Source organism: Candidatus Binataceae bacterium (genome assembly GCA_035294265.1).
Taxonomy (GTDB): Bacteria; Desulfobacterota; Binatia; order Binatales; family Binataceae; genus DATGLK01.
On record DATGLK010000057.1, the window covers coordinates 22,601 to 39,181 of the forward strand.

At 62.3% G+C, this 16,581-nt stretch carries 15 protein-coding genes; 5 read left to right on the forward strand and 10 right to left on the reverse strand.

The features are described 5' to 3' along the window. The gene (locus tag VKV28_09930) at positions 1-1,179 is read left to right on the forward strand and encodes an efflux RND transporter periplasmic adaptor subunit (GenBank protein ID HLH77111.1); all 1,179 of its coding nucleotides are present in this window, start codon (positions 1-3) and stop codon (positions 1,177-1,179) included. Positions 1,180-1,808: 629 nt separating this feature from the next. Here VKV28_09930 and ppk1 read toward each other — a convergent pair. The 4 genes from ppk1 to VKV28_09950 form a co-directional block, all read right to left on the reverse strand. Next, positions 1,809-4,070: a polyphosphate kinase 1 gene (gene ppk1, locus VKV28_09935; GenBank protein HLH77112.1), complete on the reverse strand. Its 2,262-nt coding sequence runs from the start codon at positions 4,068-4,070 to the stop codon at positions 1,809-1,811. A gap of 120 nt (positions 4,071-4,190) precedes the next feature. Then, entirely contained in the window at positions 4,191-5,216 is a 1,026-nt protein-coding gene (locus VKV28_09940; protein HLH77113.1) for an NAD(P)-dependent oxidoreductase, read from the reverse strand. Positions 5,217-5,226: 10 nt separating this feature from the next. After that, entirely contained in the window at positions 5,227-6,960 is a 1,734-nt protein-coding gene (locus tag VKV28_09945; protein HLH77114.1) for a thiamine pyrophosphate-requiring protein, read from the reverse strand. Positions 6,961-7,259: 299 nt separating this feature from the next. Beyond that, complete coding sequence (locus VKV28_09950; GenBank protein ID HLH77115.1) at positions 7,260-8,576, reverse strand: Rieske 2Fe-2S domain-containing protein; 1,317 nt, start codon at positions 8,574-8,576, stop codon at positions 7,260-7,262. Positions 8,577-8,880: 304 nt separating this feature from the next. Between VKV28_09950 and nthB the strand changes: the two genes are divergently transcribed. The 3 genes from nthB to VKV28_09965 are packed head-to-tail and all read left to right on the forward strand — an operon-like array spanning position 8,881 to position 10,501. Beyond that, positions 8,881-9,582 carry a nitrile hydratase subunit beta gene (nthB, locus tag VKV28_09955; protein HLH77116.1) on the forward strand — a complete coding sequence of 234 codons (702 nt, stop codon included), beginning with the start codon at positions 8,881-8,883 and terminating at the stop codon, positions 9,580-9,582. Next, positions 9,579-10,208 carry a nitrile hydratase subunit alpha gene (gene nthA, locus VKV28_09960; GenBank protein HLH77117.1) on the forward strand — a complete coding sequence of 210 codons (630 nt, stop codon included), beginning with the start codon at positions 9,579-9,581 and terminating at the stop codon, positions 10,206-10,208. Before nthB ends, nthA begins: the two co-directional genes overlap by 4 nt. Beyond that, on the forward strand, positions 10,208-10,501 hold the full coding sequence (locus VKV28_09965) for a nitrile hydratase accessory protein (protein ID HLH77118.1): 294 nt from the start codon (positions 10,208-10,210) through the stop codon (positions 10,499-10,501). Before nthA ends, VKV28_09965 begins: the two co-directional genes overlap by 1 nt. Before the next feature lie 444 nt (positions 10,502-10,945). On the opposite strand, the gene VKV28_09970 is transcribed toward VKV28_09965, so the two are convergent. From VKV28_09970 to VKV28_09995, 6 genes are all read right to left on the reverse strand, one after another. Further along, positions 10,946-11,152, reverse strand: coding sequence for a hypothetical protein (locus VKV28_09970; protein HLH77119.1), 207 nt, complete (start codon positions 11,150-11,152; stop codon positions 10,946-10,948). A gap of 14 nt (positions 11,153-11,166) precedes the next feature. Continuing rightward, positions 11,167-11,775: a nuclear transport factor 2 family protein gene (locus tag VKV28_09975; protein HLH77120.1), complete on the reverse strand. Its 609-nt coding sequence runs from the start codon at positions 11,773-11,775 to the stop codon at positions 11,167-11,169. A 43-nt stretch (positions 11,776-11,818) separates the two neighbouring features. Next, complete coding sequence (locus VKV28_09980) at positions 11,819-12,421, reverse strand: nuclear transport factor 2 family protein (GenBank protein ID HLH77121.1); 603 nt, start codon at positions 12,419-12,421, stop codon at positions 11,819-11,821. Positions 12,422-12,518: 97 nt separating this feature from the next. Then, positions 12,519-12,761: a hypothetical protein gene (locus tag VKV28_09985; GenBank protein ID HLH77122.1), complete on the reverse strand. Its 243-nt coding sequence runs from the start codon at positions 12,759-12,761 to the stop codon at positions 12,519-12,521. A 14-nt stretch (positions 12,762-12,775) separates the two neighbouring features. Further along, positions 12,776-13,546, reverse strand: a complete 771-nt coding sequence (locus tag VKV28_09990; protein ID HLH77123.1) for a hypothetical protein — start codon at positions 13,544-13,546, stop codon at positions 12,776-12,778. Between the two features lie 89 nt (positions 13,547-13,635). After that, positions 13,636-14,586: an amidohydrolase family protein gene (locus VKV28_09995; GenBank protein ID HLH77124.1), complete on the reverse strand. Its 951-nt coding sequence runs from the start codon at positions 14,584-14,586 to the stop codon at positions 13,636-13,638. 261 nt (positions 14,587-14,847) lie between these two features. On the opposite strand from VKV28_09995, the gene VKV28_10000 reads away from it, so the two are divergent. After that, a complete protein-coding gene (locus VKV28_10000; protein ID HLH77125.1) occupies positions 14,848-16,572 on the forward strand; it encodes an LLM class flavin-dependent oxidoreductase in 1,725 nt (574 codons plus the stop codon). Positions 16,573-16,581 lie beyond the last annotated feature (9 nt).

Genomic DNA, 16,581 nt, shown 5'->3' on the forward strand with positions numbered 1-16,581 from the left:
ATGGCCGAGCAAGATCCCAAGCTATATACCCCAAAGCGGCCACGAGGGCTGTCTTTGTTCCTGGGCGGCGCGGCGGTGCTGGCCATCTCGGTGATCGCCGCCGGGCTGGTGCTGGCGCGTAATTCGCAACTGCACCGCCAGAGCGAAGAGATTGGTTTAAGCCTGCAAAAGGGCCCGCTGGTGATGGTAGTGCCAGTCCGTTTCACCCCCTCCCAGCGTACCGTGGTGGTTCCCGGCAGCTCGGCCGGCTTCAACGAAACTCCGGTTTACGCCAAGCTGCCCGGCTACCTTAAGACCCTCAAGGTGGACAAGGGCGACCGGGTTCGAGCCGGCCAGGTGCTGGCTATCATCGATTCGCCCGAAACCGACAAGGCGGTGGCCGACGCGCAAGCCAATTACTGGCTGCAGAAGCAGACCGACGATCGCAACCAGAACTTGGTCCGACTGGGGGTGGTGCCACAGCAGACCGCCGATGAGTCGCGTTCGGCGATGCTGCGGGCCCGGGCCACCTGGGCGGCGGCCCGGGACATGCAAGCCTACGAGATCATCAAAGCGCCCTTCAGCGGGCTTATCACCGCGCGCAACTTCGACCCCGGCGCGCTGGTGCCGATGGCCACCAATAACACGCCCGCCACGCCGATCTTCGAGATGGCAACCCTGCAACCTTTGCGCATCTACGCTCAGGTGCCGCAAAGCCAGGCCCTGTTCATCCGCAACGGCGATCCCGCGGTGGTTACCGTCACTGAACTGCCGGGGCGGCGCTTTATGGGTACCGTCACCCGCCATTCCAAGATGCTCTCCGACGTCTCGCGCACGATGTTGGTGGAAGTCGACCTGCCCAACCGCGACAGCGAACTTTACCCGGGGATGTATACCAACATTCAGTTCTCCATCCATGCCACCGCGCGGGCGCCGCTGGCTCCAGACAGCGCGCTGGTGTTCATGCAGGGCAAAAGTTTTCTGCCGGTCGTCCGCGGCCACACCCTGCATCTGACTCCGGTCACCCTGGGTTACGACAACGGCGAGAGCGTGGAAATTCTAAGCGGCTTGCAGGACAACGACCTGGTGGCGATCAACATGGGGCAGGCGGTGGAAGACGGCGAGCAGGTGCGCCCGATGCTGGTCTCTGCCAGCCGCAGCACCGCCGTTCCCGCCGCCCATCAAACCGCCGTCAACTGAGGCACGCCCGGCTCAGCCGCCCGAAACCAGCTGAGAGTTGGCGAACTCTAAGTGACCGCAGTTGTCGCAAAACGTAACGTTACCGAAGACCATCTGATTCGGGGCGCCACATCGGCTATTATTTCGCAGTGAAACAACCCTATCCGTCACCTGTTCGCCGATGCGCCCATTGATTCCGACACCGCAGAACTTGCACTTGATGCCGGTCGATGGCTTGAGCGCGCGTAATCCCCCATAGCGCGATCCCCTACCTTTTGTAATTCGCGGTGAAAGTCATAGAGCCTGAGTCGGCCGGACGGTTCCTCGGCGAGCACCTTATCAAGCAGAATGTGCGCGTGGTTCCAGCGCTGCTCACCAAGCAGCCCCGTGAGCGGAGAGGCCCGATGATCCTCACGGCCAAATATGAGCCGCCAGGGAGAGCGTCCAGTATGGAATCTTCCCGAGCGCGTACACGTCCGTCTTTTCCGAATGGCCGCCCAAATAGCGCCTTCCCGGCTCCATTTCGGAAGCTACGTAATTAACCGGCCCCATTGCTTCCTTGTGCAGCATGATGGGTTTGTTCTCATCGTTATAACAAATGCCGAAATTGGCAATTACGGGAGTGCCCTCGCGACGCCGACCGCCGAACCTCAGTCAGGGGCGGCGGCGCGGCGGGCCATGCGGGGACGTTTGCGATTTCGCTGAATCACCCGCTCGCGGCGAGCTACGAATTCCGCCATCAGCTGCTGACAGCTCACCCGTTCACTTAGCGGCGCGCGCGGCAGATAACTGCCGTCAGGACGCATTTCCCACGAACCGCGCAGCGGTTTGAGATGAATGTCCAAAGTGGCCCGCAGATCACGCATCAGCAGCGGGTCGTCGATCGGGACCATCACCTCGACCCGGCTTTCCAGGTTGCGCGTCATGCAATCGGCCGATCCGATGTAATAGCGCTCAGCGCCGCCGTTGCGAAAGTAATAGATGCGGCCGTGCTCCAGAAAGCGGCCCAGCACGCTGACCACCCGGATGTTCTCGGACAAGCCCGCGATCCCCGGCCGCAGCCGGCAGGTATCGCGCACGATCAGATCGACCGTTACCCCAGCTTGCGAGGCCCGATACAGCGCCTGCGTGATGTCTTCGTCTTCCAGCGCGTTCATCTTCATCTGGATGAGCCCGCCGCTGCCGCGCTCGATTTCGCCCTCAATATCGGCCAGCAGCCGGGCCTTGAGTTGGGCGGGCGCGGGCACGATTCGATGATAGGCACGGCGCAGCTCATAACCGCTGGTCAGGTAATTGAACAACTCCGTCAGATCCTGGCCGATCGCCTCCTCGATAGTCATCAGCCCCATGTCGGCATACAGACGGGCGTTTATCGGATGGTAGTTGCCGGTGCCGATATGGGCGTAGCGGCGCAGCCCGTTGTAATCCTGGCGGACCACCAAAATTACCTTGGCGTGGGTCTTGAGCCCCACCACCCCGTAAGTGACGTGGATGCCGTATTCTTCCAACTCGCGGGCAAAATGGATGTTGGCCTCTTCGTTGAAACGCGCCTTGAGCTCGACCACCACCGCGACCTGCTTACCATTGCGCGCAGCCTCGCACAGGTGGTCAAGAATCGCGGAATTAACCGAGGTCCGATAAAGCGTCATCTTGACCGCTCGCACCTTGGGATCGGTACTGGCCTCGCGCAGGAAACGTTCTACCGAAGTGGAAAACGACTCGTAGGGATGGAACAACAGCAGGCCGCCCTTGAATTCGCGAATCTGATGAAAGATGTTGCGCGGCCCGCTCAACCAGGCGTTGTCGATCGGATGGTGAGGCGGATCGTGCAGGGCCGGATCCTCTACTGCCGTCAGCTCCATCAGATCGCGCAGAGCCAGCATCCCATCGACTTCGAACACGTCGTTGTGTTCGTCCAATCCCAACTCAGCCGCCAGCATTCCGCGCTGCAGCGGGTCCATGCCGGTGGAGACTTCCAGCCGCACGATCGGGGCAAAGCGGCGGTCGCGCAACTCGGACTCGATCATTTCCAGCAGGTCGTCGGCCTCTTCCTCGTCGCGCTCGGTGTTGGCATTGCGTGTGACCCGAAACAGCGCACAAGTCTCCACCCGCATGCGCGGAAAGAGCAAGTCGAGGTTATGGATCATCACCTCTTCCAGGCGCACGAAGCGATTGGCCGCGCCCACTCGTAAAAAGCGCGGGATGCCGGCGCCAATTGGCACCTTGACTCGCGCCAACCCCGGCTCGGCTTCGCTCTCGCCCCGTACCGAGATCAGCAGGTTGAGCGAGAGGTTGGAGACGAAAGGAAAGGGATGGGCCGAGTCCATCGCCAGTGGCGTCACCAGCGGAAAGATGTTGGCAAGGTAATATTCGCGCAGCGCCGCCTGCTCAGCGGCGCTAAGCGCCGAATAGGCCTCCAGCACGCACTTGTGCTCGCGCAGCGCCGCCAGCAGCACGCTCAGGGTCTCGCGCTGAGCGGTTTCGATGCGGCGAATTTCGCCGTAGCATTCGGCGATCTGCTCGCCGGGCGTGCGCCCATCGACCGTGCGCTCAGTCATCCCGGCGATTACCTGCTGCTTGAGCCCGCCGATCCGCTTCATGAAGAATTCGTCGAGATTGGACGCGGTGATGGCAAGGAACTTAAGACGCTCCAGCAGCGGGTTACGCTCGTCGTCGGCCTCGGCCAGCACCCGCCGGTTGAAATTGAGCCAGGTCAGTTCGCGATTAAGATAAAGGGCCGGGGAATCGAGATCGAAGCGACCACCTTCGGCGCTCGGCAGCGGCGTGGCGCCGATAGTTACCGCCTCACCCCAACGCGGCGCGCGGGCGCCATCATTCTCGTCACCCGCGCCATTGCGACCGTTGAGGCCAGAGCCGGCACCCTCGAGGCTGGTCGCTTGAGTGTTCGGCATACCTTGAGCCATTGGGCTCCAGGTTAGCAACGCGGCCGAGCATAAGCAAAAACAGGCCGAAGCCGTATTACGCCAGCCGCCCTGGCGAGTGGGTCTCGCAGCAGGGCGGTCACGCCCGCGCTAAGCCCAGAAACGGGCGCGCCAGCGCTCCACTGCCTCGGGATTCATCACGAACTGCGGCAACTCGCCGCTTAACACCTTGCGCGCGGTGTCCATCGCCAGGCGAAAGCTCGGTCCCTCAACTCCTTGCGGATGGCCAATAATATGTGGGGTCATGATCAATTTGTTGGGATCGACCGCGCGCAACGGGCTGTCCTTCTCCAACGGCTCGTTGCGAAAGGTGTCCAGTGCCGCCCCTGCGATAATCCCTTCGTCAAGCGCCCGGGCCAGCGCGGCCTCGTCGATGATTCCACCGCGCGAAGTATTCACCACATAGGCCTCTCGCTTCATCATCCGCAACTGCTCGAGACCGATCAGACCGCGAGTCTCTGGGGTTAGCAGGGCATGAATGCTGACGAAGTCGGAGACGCGCAGCAGCGGCTGCAGCTCCATCTTCTCAATCCCCAAACCCGCCATCGTCGCCTCATCGACATAGGGATCGTAAGCCACCAGTCGCATCCCCCAGCCGGCCAGCCGCTTGGCGGTCTCGCGCGCGATGCGTCCCAACGCGATGAAACCCACCGTACGCCCGGCCATGATGACGCCGCGATGGGCGACGTTGTACCAATTGCCAGCGCGCAGGTAGCTCTCATTGAGCTTGAGGTTCTTGACCAGGGCGACCATCAGCCCGACGGTGGCCTCGGCCACGCCCAGAATATTCTCGGGTGCGGGGCTGTTGCAGACCAGGATGCCCAGACGGGTGGCGGTGTCGCGGTCGATATGATCGACGCCGATCACCAAGGACATCGCGGTTTGCAGATTGCGGCAGCTCTCCAGCACGCGCGCCCCAATGGGACATTGCGGCATCGCCAACACCGCGCCGGCATCACCGATAAAATTAATCAGCTCTTCGAGGCGCGGCGGCGGCTGATCGTGATCGAACTGGGGCGCTTCGATGACCTCAAAGCCGGCGGCCTGGGCCGCCACTACCGCGGCGCGGTCGGGCGCAGGCCGCATGACGACGATTTTGCGCGAGCGAGTTTCCATCCCGTCCCTCTTAGAGTTGCACGCAGCGAGCGTGAATCAGGGCGGCGCGCCCTTCTTCGCGCACCACCTTGATTGCGCGCGCCAGCACCGCGGGAAATTCGCGCGGGCTGCTGACGAATTCGCCATAGCCGCCGAAGGCTTCGATCATCTTGTCGTAGCGCGGCTGGGCGCCGAACCGCACCAGTGGAAAATTCTTGTCGCGTACCGCCCATCCTTCGGGATGTACACCCCGCGCGGCATGATAGACCGCGCCCCAGCCGCCGTTGTCGTTGACGATAGTCAGGGTGGGCAGCTTGCGCGCCGCCGCGACCAGATGGCAAGCCGAAGGGGTGGCGAACAGGTAGCTGCCGTCCCCCTCCATCAAAATTACCGTCTTTTCGGGCGCGCCCAGCTTGATTCCCAGCGAAGCTCCTAGGCCCCAGCCCAGATAGCCTGCCGACGATCCTGCGTAAACGCTCCCGGGCAGGTCGGCCAGCAGATGGCGCTGGCTGAGGCGGTACTCATTAATGAACACGGTATCGGGCGAGCGGTATTCGGACAGGCAGTGCGAGATCCACTCGGGTGTCAGCAACTCCGCCTTGCCGGCCTGTTCGGCCTCCGCCAGCCAAGCGGCGCGCTGGCGCCGATGCTCGGCGGCAATCGCCTGAGCGCGCTCTTCGATCGCGCTCTGATGGCGCTTGCGATATGGCTCCAGCGCCTCGATCAGCAAGGGCAGCGCTTTGGCGGAATCGGCCTGAATCGCGCACTCCACCGGATAACCCCAAATTGGGTAGCGATGGGCCAGCGGGTCCTGCCCGAGATGGGCGACCTTGGCGCCCGCTTGAGGACTGGCCCCCAGCGCCCCGCTCCAGATCCAGGGCACGTCGGAGTCTATCACCAGGATCAAATCCGCCTGTCCTAGGAATGGGCGTGGACCGAACCCCAGATGCATCGGATGGCTAGCGGGCAGGTTCATAAAAGCCGGCGAGGGGTATTCAATTACGCCAATGGCGAACTTCTCCGCCAACTCCGCCAGCGCACCGACCGCCGCATGACTGCGCCCCAACGAACGGGTCAGGATCAGCGGATGGCTAGCCTGAGCGATAAGAGCGGCCAAGCGCTCGATTTCCGCCGGATCGGGATAGGGATCGGCCAGCGGCGCCAGCGGCCGGCCCGTGGAGAAGGTAAATTCACGATGGGGCTCGGCCAGCACCTCGCGCGGCAGGCTCAGATATACCGGCCCCTTGGGCTCGGCGTTGGCCAGCATGAAGGCGCGGCGCACCACTGTTTCCATCTGATCCAGCGTGCGCAGCTCATAATCGTACTTGACGAATTCCCTTACCATCGCGGCCTGATCGAAAGACTCCTGCCCCCAATGGATAGTACCGTCGCGGCTGCCGGGATGGCCCTGTTCGGTAATCGGAGTGCGGCCGGCGGTCAGCACCAGTGGAATGTTGGCTCGCGCCGCGTTGATTAGCGCACCCAAGGCATTGGCGGTGCCGGGCAAGGTATGCACCATCACCACCGAGGGCTGACCGGTGGCCAGGTAATAGCCGTGCGCCATCGAGACCGCGCAGCATTCATGGGGCACCAGCACCGGCTCAGGCGTGCTCTGTTGCTCATGCGCGCGGCGAGCAAAGCCGTCGATCATCGAGGCGAAATCGGTGCCCGCGTTGGCGAAGAAATATTTGATCCCCAAACCCGCCAGCAACTCCAGGTAGGCTTGGGCCGTAGTCTCGATCGCAACCTTGTGCTGCTCCGCCATCGCATACTCCTTGCTGAAAAACCGACCGTCGTGGCCGGTCCGCTAGCGGCTATTGAGCTGGGGCGCCGGATTTTGCCTGACTTGTAGCGCGCCTGCCCCAGGGGCGCAACTTGGACCTTGGGTTTGGAAACAACCTGCTTGCCCTAGTGCTCCGCTCGCCGCCCTTGTTGGAGTGAAAAAAGGGCCACCCGGCATTTGCGCAGCGGCCGCGGAAGACCCCACTTGCGATTCGAATTTTCGTCGCCGCTCCGCAGGCGCGGGCTTTAAGAAGAATTTGAATTACGCCGGCGCGGTGACGCTTAGATGGTACCCGCCGCGCGCCGCGCCAGCCACGCCATCGGCGGCTCCCTCCGATAGCGCTCGGGGAGCGTCTGCGCGAAGCGGAGCAGCGCCTCGCGATCATTAGGATCGCCACCGATCTCCGCGGCTGGAACGACACAATCGTTGCACGAGGTGGTTGGCACGTCACTTTCCGACAGGTAGAAGCCGTGAGGATCCTCGCCGCGCGCAACCAGCTCCATGTTATGGCGCAGATAGCGGCGAAATTTCGCGACGCCCTGATCGATCGAGCCGAGGTTCTCCAGCGCGTGCAGGTTGATCTCGCCCTGACTGGTTTCCGCCTCGTAGTCGCCCGGGATCCACTGCCGCTCGCGATAGGGCCGGCCGGGAAGCTGGCCGAAGTTCTCCAGCTCGCGCCGCTTCTCGAAGGGCATGATTTCGTGCTGGGTTACGTGACTGACCGCAAAGCGCATGGTGTGGGTGTCATCGACTGGCAGGAACCAGAACGACATGAAGGGATCGCTGGCATACTTGCGCTCGATTCCTTCCTCGAAGATCGAGTTGATGAAACCGGCGTTGGGCGCGACCAGTTCGGCCGAGCGCACCCAGACGTTGTCATTGACGTGGCGCGCGGCCAAGTAGATCATGCCCGCGGCCGAATCGGCCCAGGTGATCGCTGGCGCGGCGCCGAAGTTGGATCCGAAATGGCGCATCTCGCGGATCTGCGGAATTACATGGAGGACCGCGGTGTGATGGGCGTCCATCGCGTTTTCCACTACCTGAATGTAATTGCATTCCAGCGGCCAGCGGATGCTGGGTACCAGCTCGATTCCCGGCACCTTCATCCGATCGAACACCTGGAAGACCGGGATCCGCTCGGGCGGCCCCATGTAGATGAAGACGATCCCAGCAAAGACGTGGGTGGGGTAGGCGCCTTGGCTGACGCGGTCGCGCATGCGTTCAAAGGCCGGCTCACCGGGCATCTCCAACACAGTGCCGTCGATATCATACAGGCGACCGTGATAGCAGCAACGCAGCCCGCGCCGCTCGACCATCGCGAACTCCAGCGAAGTGTTGCGATGGCAGCAGTGCAGATGGAGGACGCCGATGCGGCCCTCGTGATCGCGAAACGCGACCAGATCCTCACCCAGCGCTCGCACGCGCAAAGGCACGTCGGTAAGTTCGCTCAGATAGGCGACCGGATGCCAGAAGCGGCGCAGATATTCGCCTCCTAGTGTTCCGCGCCCCACCTGGCAAAAGCGCAAATCAGGCTCAGCCGTTTGCTTGCGATAATAACCGTCGAACGCGCGAGCCCTTTGTTTCTCGGAAACCGCCATGTCAGCCCTTTGAATCCTCCGTCCTGAGAGTTGTTCGGCTATTATTTCGTGATTCCGGCAGATATTTCGAGTTTCGATTACGGCTTCCCGACCTAACCGCGCTGGCCGTCGATACAACAAGGCACGCTTAGAATACTGGTTGCATCGCAAGTACGCCAGTTTCACACCATACCGAAAGCCAATGTAGCTCAACCTGACCCGATTTCAAGGTAACGGCGGACGCGGCTTCTCGGTACGTTGACACAGTGGCGAACAAGCGTTTATTTTCGCTGAGAACACGTCAGTTTTTGAACCGAGGCAGCTTGTGAACGGCGTACATGACATGGGCGGGATGCAGGACTTCGGTCCCGTGCCCCGCGAGAGTAACGAACCGGTCTTCCATGAGCCGTGGGAAGGCCGCGTGATGGCGCTGAGCCGGGCCTGCCAGCGCGCAGGATTCTACAAGCTCGATGAAATGCGCCACGCGGTCGAACGGCTTCCGCCAGCACGCTATCTGGGCGCCAGCTACTACGCCCGCTGGACCCTCGCGATAACCGGGTTGCTAATCGAAAAGGGGGTGCTCAGCGCCGCCGATTTCGACGGTATCGCGCCCGTCGCCCTGCTGCCGATGAACCCGCCGCCCCAGCTCGCGGTGCCTGCCCAGACGCGCCCCCGCCGAGCTCGTTTTCATCCCGGCGATCGCGTCGTGGTCAGGAATTTTCATCCCACCGGCCATACCCGAGTGCCACGCTATGCGCGCGGCAAGCGGGGCGTGATCGTGCTTGACGAAGGGGTCCATCACCTGCCCGACAGCCGAGTTGCCGGCACCGGCGAGCGCCCCCAGCATGTTTATGCGGTGCGCTTCGATGCGCGTGAGCTATGGGGCGAAGCGGCGACCGCCCGCAGTTTCGTCCATATCGACCTGTGGGAAGATTATCTTAAGCCGCAGTCGCTCGCGCGCGCCGCGGCCAAACCGCGCCGCACGAGAGCGAAGGCACGGCCAGCCAAAGCGAGGAGCCGGCAATGAGCGAGGACCACCATAATCAACCCGAGCCAGACATTGCGCAGCGCGCCAAGGCCCTGGAAGCTGCGTTGGTCGCCAAGGGACTGATCGACCCCGCGGCACTGGATGAAATCGTCGATACCTATCAGCATCGAATCGGCCCCCAGATCGGGGCCCGCGTGGTGGCCCGTGCCTGGGTCGATCCGGCTTACAAACGCCGTCTGCTCAAGGACGGCCGCAGCGCCGTTGCCGAGCTGGGCGCCGACATGGGCCTCACGCCGCTAATCGTGGTGGAAAACACTCCGCGGGTGCATAACATGATCGTTTGCACTCTATGCTCCTGCTATCCCTGGGCGGTACTGGGACTGCCGCCGGTCTGGTACAAAAGCTTTGCCTATCGCTCGCGGGCGGTGAGCGAACCGCGGGCGGTACTACATGAATTCGGTCTCGAGCTGCCCGATGAAGTGGAGATTAGAGTCTGGGACAGCAGCGCCGAAGTCCGCTACCTGGTTCTGCCTGAACGACCGGCCGGAACCGAACGCATGAGTGAAGAGCAATTGGCCGCACTGATCACGCGCGATGCGATGGTCGGTGTCAGCAAGGTTTCCACGCCGCGCAAACCCTTGACGACCACCGAGCAGCATCCCTGATGGCTGCCACAGACGCTCTAGAACTCCTGGCCCGGGAGCAGGAACCGGTGTTCAACGAGCCCTGGGAGGCGCGTGTGTTTGGCCTTACCCTGGTCCTGGTCAAGCGCGGGCTCTTCAGCTACGAAGAATTCCGCCAGCAGCTAATCGCTCGGATCAACGGTCCTGACTCCAGTTCCAGCTACTACGTCAACTGGATGGCGGCACTGGAGCAAACGCTCGCGCAGCGGGGCGCGCTGAATTCCAACGATATCGAACAGGCGCTGGCTGCTCTCGCCCCAGCCGTACACGCCTGAAACCGCAGGAGCGACAGCTCGGCCAGCCCAAGCCTCCCAAGCGCGCGACTATCACATCCCATTCGGCAACGTCGCCCAACAGATCTCGCCCCGGCGGATCACCACCGCTCAGGATGGAGCGAGGCAGCCTGCAGCACCGCCAGCGCCGTCTCCAAACCGGACCTGCCCTTTCGCGTACACGTCGTTCAGTGGTTCGGTAGTCCCACGCTTTTCGGCCTGCTCGACGTAGTATTCAAGGGCCTGGGAGTAAAGACGCCTGCGCGCAATCCCAGCCGCTTCGCCAGACGTTCAGCCGCCATCGAACAGCCGTCCCGGAATCGAGGCAGAAGTTTTCATACGGATGAGTATGACCGGGTATATCACCGGATTTTCAAGGGCGACGGCACGCTAGCTGTCACGACGGGACAAGACGGGAAGGTACCCAGATACACGTTTGCCGTCCGCTCACTCGGTCATGCCCGGCGGGGGCACGGCGGTGGAACTGGCTTGAGGAGTCTTGCTGCTCTTGCCGTGCTCGTACTTGTAGGCCTCGTAACCAGCGCTGGGAATTGCCAACATCAAACAGCCGCTCAGCACCGCGATCAGCACGCCGCAGATCAGTACAAGCAGCGCCTGGCTCCAATTACCGCTTGGATGACCTAGGCGATCCATCGGACAACCCGGCGTCAATCCAGCGCGCCGCCTGCCAGCCAACGGCGGCCGCGCGCGTACAGTGCCTCGACTTCGGGCCCCTTGAGCCCGGGCAGACTGCGCGGAATCTGCTCGCCGGCCTTGGCTCGTCCGTAGGCGAGGTAGCGATAGCCGGGAGGAAACTGCTCTAGAATCGCGGGATCCAGCGACAAGGTGGCGGAAGGATCCACTGGGTCGATGCGATCCTTTTCGTAGATGGGCTGGCGCAGCACGATTGCCCAACGTCCTTGGCGGCATTCGAAGAAATCATAAAAGCGCCCGGTGCAAACGCTGTCACACAAGATCCCCTCGACCAGGCCGCGGCGCGAAATCGTGGTCTTGGTTTGGGCGATCGCGCGATTGCCGGCGACGTCGATCGAGCAACCGCCCAGGAAGTGCAACGACGTCGCGGGTCCGCGCTCCCAGGCGATTTTGCTGGCACGGATAAAGTCCTCCACCGGCCCCTGGAACCAGATCGCGACCATGTAGCCGTCATCATGCCAACAGGTGCGAAAGCGCTCCCAATCGCCGTAGTCGCGCCACATCACCCAATTCTCGACCACCTGCCTGATAGCAATCGCCGCCGGCGTATCCGCTTGGTTCATCGCGCTGCCTCCCATTCGTGGCCCGAGGGTGCGCCGGCACGGCTCACGAATGCGGCCCGCCAGCCAACCAGCGCTGACCGCGCGCGTACAGTGCCTCGACTTCGGGCCCTTTGAGTCCGGGCATGTCGGTTTTAACCTTGTAGCCAATCGCGCTCTGGGCGTAAGCCAGATGACGATAGCCTTGAGGAAAGCGCTCCAGGATTGCCGGATCCAGCCGCAAGCCGTGCGCCGGATCGACCGGATCCATCCGGTCCTTTTCATAGATCGGCTGGCGCAGCACGATGGCCCAGCGCCCCTGGCGGCGCTCGAAGAAATCATAAAAGCGCCCGGTGCAAACCACGTCGCAGGGCACGTCGTGCACTGAAGCGCGCTGCGAAATGGTCATCTTACTCTGGGCGATCGCGCGCTCGCCCGCGATATCCACGGTGATCCCGCCCAGAAAATGCAGGATACTGACGCCGCGGTTCCAGCCCTCGATACTAACGCGGATGAAATCGTCCACCGGCCCCTGAAACCAGGTCGCCATCATGTAGCCGTCGTCATGCCAACAGGTGCGAAAGCGCTCCCAATCACCGGCATCGCGCCACACCGCCCAATTCTCGACCACCTGGCGAATCGCTAACCGCTGCACCATCTCGTCATTCACGATTCCAACTCCGCTCTGCCGTTTTGTCCCTGGCATTCGGACTTACGCCAGGCAATATGGATTTTTCACTATCGCAAAAAATCGTACGCTTGGCCAATTAGCCCAGGCTGGCATCGGCCTTGGGACGCGGCCGCTGCAGCTTGGCACGCGCTTGCCGATCAGCACCCCGGCGCACATTCTCAAGCAAAATTAACAGACAGCCTAGTACAAAAGCGGCCCCGGTGAGGCGCGGAGGCAGGCCGAGATGGATCGCCGCGGCGATAACCACAATCCAAGCCAGCAGGCTGAGCGCCAAACTGCCATCTTCGACGAACAATCCTAAGACTCCGTGCACAGCCATACCCAGGCGTGCCATCATAAGCGTGCCGCGGCCGATTCAAGCCGGCGAGCCGTCTGGCGTGCCAAGGTGATAGCGGTGCTGGCGGTGACTAACACCAGCGCCAACAGGATCAACAAGCTCCAGTCGCCCCCGGGCCACCTAATTCCGATCCCTTCGCCTATCCAAAATACGCCGAAGGTGGTCAGCAAAGCGCCCACTATAAGCTTGAGGCTGTTTTCTGGAAGTCGGCTGAGCGGCCGATGGACCGCCAGCCCCAACCCGATTACGATCAGCGCCGCCAGCCCAGCACCAGCACAAGCCGGGGCGAACATGCCACCGCCCCCGCCCACCGCTACGACGATAAAAGCCACTTCCAACCCCTCCAGCACCACCGCCTTGAGCGCGGTCAAGGTGGCGGGGTAATCCCACGACATGCTTGGAGTGGGCTGGGTACCGAGAAGCTGGCTTTCCCGCTTGAAAATCGCAACTTCGTCACGCAAGGAAATCAAGTCTGCCGCGCGCAGCACCGCTTTGCGCAGCCAGCGCATGCCGAAGAGCAGGAGCAGGGTACCGACAACCAGTTGAATCAGGCCGAGCGGAATTCGCATCAGCGCCGGCCCGAAGGCCAGAACGGCCGCGGCCAGGAGCACCGCTCCCGCACCAGCGCCGCTAAGAGCGTAGCGCCATCCGCGCACACTGCCCACGGCCAGCACGATCGTAAGCGCCTCGACGAATTCCACCAGCGAGGCCAAAAAGGCAGCCGTGAATACCGGCCCGACCCGGGCCCAATGAGGATCAAGCAGCATCGTCACCGGCTAACGTTGGGGTAAGCGCGCTCCGCAATCCATCGAGTGCAATTCTAGCACGCTGCACCCGCTGGTCCGACACGGAACGTTCAGTTGCCGCCGATTTGGGCGGGCGAGAGCTTGAGCAGGCGCAGCGCGTTGCCGGCGAAGATTTTCTCGCGATCGGTCTCGTCTACCGGCAGATCCCGCACCAGTTGGATCGCACGCGGCTTGAGGCTGGTCAGCGGCGGCGCGTCGGAGCCGTAAATCACGTGCTCAGCGCCCATCGTTTCCAACGCGCATTTGGCCGCGGGCAGCGCATAACAGACTGAGTCCAAATACATTTTCTTGAGATAATGGCTGGGCGGCGCCTTGATCAGCATCGGCGAATAGGAGCCGAGGAAAAAGGCTTCGTCCTGCAGCTCATAGGCGTAATCCATTCGCCCGATCATGTCGCAGATGCCTCCGCCGATATGCGAACCCACGATTTTGAGGCTAGGAAAACGCTCCAGGATACCGCGCACGATAATCCGCGCCAGCGCCAAGCAGTTGTCCGCCGGACGGCCAATACTGGAGGCTAGGCGGTACTCGCGCATCTTCTCCTCGCCGTAGCCGACATGCGGAGGATGGATCATCACGGGCACGTCGCGCTCAGCCACGATCTCCCAAAACGGCATCGCCTCGTCCTCGTCGGGATAGTTATGCTCCCAACTGGAGTTGATAAACACACCCTTGAGCTTGAGCTGGTCCAGCGCGCGAACGAGTTCGCGATGGATCTCGGGACCGCCGCCCGGGATGGTGGTGGCGAAGCTGACCACGCGCCCGCGATAGCTCTCCTGCAAGCCTGCCGCGTAGTCATCCCAGCGCCGCAGCAGCGCCACCGCCTCGGTGCGGCTCTTGCCGCGCAGATGATGCATCGCGTTGCTCACCACGCACAGATCGACCCCGCATTTGCGGCATTGCTCCAGCACGTTTTCGATCGTCATCGGGCAGCGGCCCTGCCAGATGGGATCGGCAGCTTCCTCAGGAGTGTGCACGTGGTTGTGCCATTCGACGATCATCGCGAGTCTCCTTCGTATGGCTATATCTGCGCCACTAGCACATCACTGCCGCGGTTGTCGATTAAAGGCTTGCTCGAGTCCTTTCCTTGTGGGAGGAAACGTCGGTCCAATCCGCGTCGGTCGCTCCCGACAAGACCGGCGAACACGCGTACGATCGTGCGGTTGTGGAACTTTCCGCGGAGCCCAGCGCATAGCACGGCCTTCGCCGTCATAACCATTTCCGCCGCACCTTTGCTATGGTGGCAAGCGGAGGGTGGCGCGATGCGAATCTACAATCTGGAGGAGCTTACCTATCCAGGGGTGCCGATGAATTTCGGTCCCGAGGTAAGATTCACTAACCGTTTTTGCGATCCCAAGGTCGCGGCCCAGACCTATGCCGAGCATCTAGAGGAATGGGCACTGTGCGAGGAGTTGGGCTTCGACGGCGTCTTTGCCAACGAGCATCACTTTACCGGCTTCAACATCCAACCTGATTGCAACGTCACAGCAGCAGCGCTTATTCAGCGCACCAAACGGATCAAGGTCGGAGTGTTGGGCAACGTCCTGGCCCTGCGCCATCCGGTGGCAGTGGCCGAGGCTTTTGCCAGCCTGGATTGCATGTCCAACGGCCGCTTCATGCCCGGGGTCGTGCGCGGCCTGCCGCAGGAGTACATCTCCTACAATGCCGATACCTTTACCGGGCGCGAGCGCTTCGAGGAGGCTTACGGAATCATCCAGCGATGCCTCAACGAAGAGATCTTCGATCACGACGGCAAGCATTGGAACCTGACCGGTGTATCGATCTGGCCCAAGCCGGTGCAAAAACCGCTGGGGCCGTTCTGGATGCCGGCGGGTTCGATGGAGAGCATCCGTTTTGCCGCCCGCAATCACATCATCTCCTGCCAGGTCTTCCAGCCCACCGCCGGCTTCAAGGAAGTCTTCGACGCCTACCGCCAAGTCGCGCGTGATGAATTCGGCTGGGAGGCAGGAGTGGAGCAGTTCGCCGGGGCCCGTTTCGTCCATCTGGCCGAGGACAACGAAACCGCGATGGCCGAGGGCGAAAAGGCCCTGGCTTACCTGTTCCGCGTGCTGGGCCGGCCGATCCGCAATCCGGCGCCCGTGCCCGGCCATGCCAGCGACCATTCCTACGATTTTCGCCGTGACATCGAGGCCAAGGTTTCCGACGACCGTGCTAACATAGGACCGACCTCCGACGCCACGGCGATGCGCGCCACCTTCGAGCGGATGCGCCGGCATGGATGGTGCGTGGCCGGCGATCCGGATTTCGTCGCCAAATGGCTGGAAGAGGACGCCAGCCAAGCGGGTTACGGCAATTTGATTGTGTCTTTCCGTCTAGGCAACTTGAGCCATGAACAGGTGCTGCGCTCCAAGCGGTTGTTCGCGCAACACGTGCTGCCGCGCCTGCGAAAGATCAATCAGGCACCCGAACCTAAACCGCTGCTTCACGCCACGCCCTACGAAGTTCGCCACGCCGAGGAACGGCGCCGCGAGCGGCTGTATCGTGATTTCAATTACCTGCTTTCCAAGGACGCAATCGAAGTGGTGGACGAGATTCGCGATCTCGCCCCGCGCCAAATCACCGCCGGCTGGCTGATGCGCGTCCCACAGCGCCATATCGACGGCAGCCCGACCGAGATCATCTTTCCCGGCCCCTGCGACGAGCATCGCGGATGTGCGATCCGGTTGCGACTGGTCGGAGTCAACGGTCAGCCCATCGCACCACAGGCCAAAGTCAAGCTGACCGCAACCGACGGAGTGCGCGAAGAGACTGTCTTCGAGGGCGATTACGCCGCCTTCAGTCGTATCCCCGACCAGCATGCCCCCGAGGCCGCCCTCGCCGCGCAGCGCCGGGTCGTGGCTGGTGACGGCTGGTCGATCGCGCTGACCATAACCGTGCCCGCCGACACTCCCGAGCCGGATCTGGAGGCGGAAGATTCCTTCTTCGAAGTCGAGTGCTTTAAACAGGTGCTAACGGTCAGCGCCTAAGGCGAGGGG

What these genes read in the sequence shown, in the direction of transcription:
- VKV28_09940 (HLH77113.1), bottom strand. Translation starts at nt 5,216, where the DNA reads ATGGAAACTCGCTCGCGCAAAATCGTCGTCATGCGGCCTGCGCCCGAC.
- VKV28_10000 (HLH77125.1), top strand. Translation starts at nt 14,848, where the DNA reads ATGCGAATCTACAATCTGGAGGAGCTTACCTATCCAGGGGTGCCGATG.
- nthA (HLH77117.1), top strand. Translation starts at nt 9,579, where the DNA reads ATGAGCGAGGACCACCATAATCAACCCGAGCCAGACATTGCGCAGCGC.
- VKV28_09930 (HLH77111.1), top strand. Translation starts at nt 1, where the DNA reads ATGGCCGAGCAAGATCCCAAGCTATATACCCCAAAGCGGCCACGAGGG.
- ppk1 (HLH77112.1), bottom strand. Translation starts at nt 4,070, where the DNA reads ATGCCGAACACTCAAGCGACCAGCCTCGAGGGTGCCGGCTCTGGCCTC.
- VKV28_09945 (HLH77114.1), bottom strand. Translation starts at nt 6,960, where the DNA reads ATGGCGGAGCAGCACAAGGTTGCGATCGAGACTACGGCCCAAGCCTAC.
- VKV28_09985 (HLH77122.1), bottom strand. Translation starts at nt 12,761, where the DNA reads ATGGCTGTGCACGGAGTCTTAGGATTGTTCGTCGAAGATGGCAGTTTG.
- VKV28_09950 (HLH77115.1), bottom strand. Translation starts at nt 8,576, where the DNA reads ATGGCGGTTTCCGAGAAACAAAGGGCTCGCGCGTTCGACGGTTATTAT.
- VKV28_09970 (HLH77119.1), bottom strand. Translation starts at nt 11,152, where the DNA reads ATGGATCGCCTAGGTCATCCAAGCGGTAATTGGAGCCAGGCGCTGCTT.
- VKV28_09975 (HLH77120.1), bottom strand. Translation starts at nt 11,775, where the DNA reads ATGAACCAAGCGGATACGCCGGCGGCGATTGCTATCAGGCAGGTGGTC.
- VKV28_09995 (HLH77124.1), bottom strand. Translation starts at nt 14,586, where the DNA reads ATGATCGTCGAATGGCACAACCACGTGCACACTCCTGAGGAAGCTGCC.
- VKV28_09990 (HLH77123.1), bottom strand. Translation starts at nt 13,546, where the DNA reads ATGCTGCTTGATCCTCATTGGGCCCGGGTCGGGCCGGTATTCACGGCT.
- VKV28_09965 (HLH77118.1), top strand. Translation starts at nt 10,208, where the DNA reads ATGGCTGCCACAGACGCTCTAGAACTCCTGGCCCGGGAGCAGGAACCG.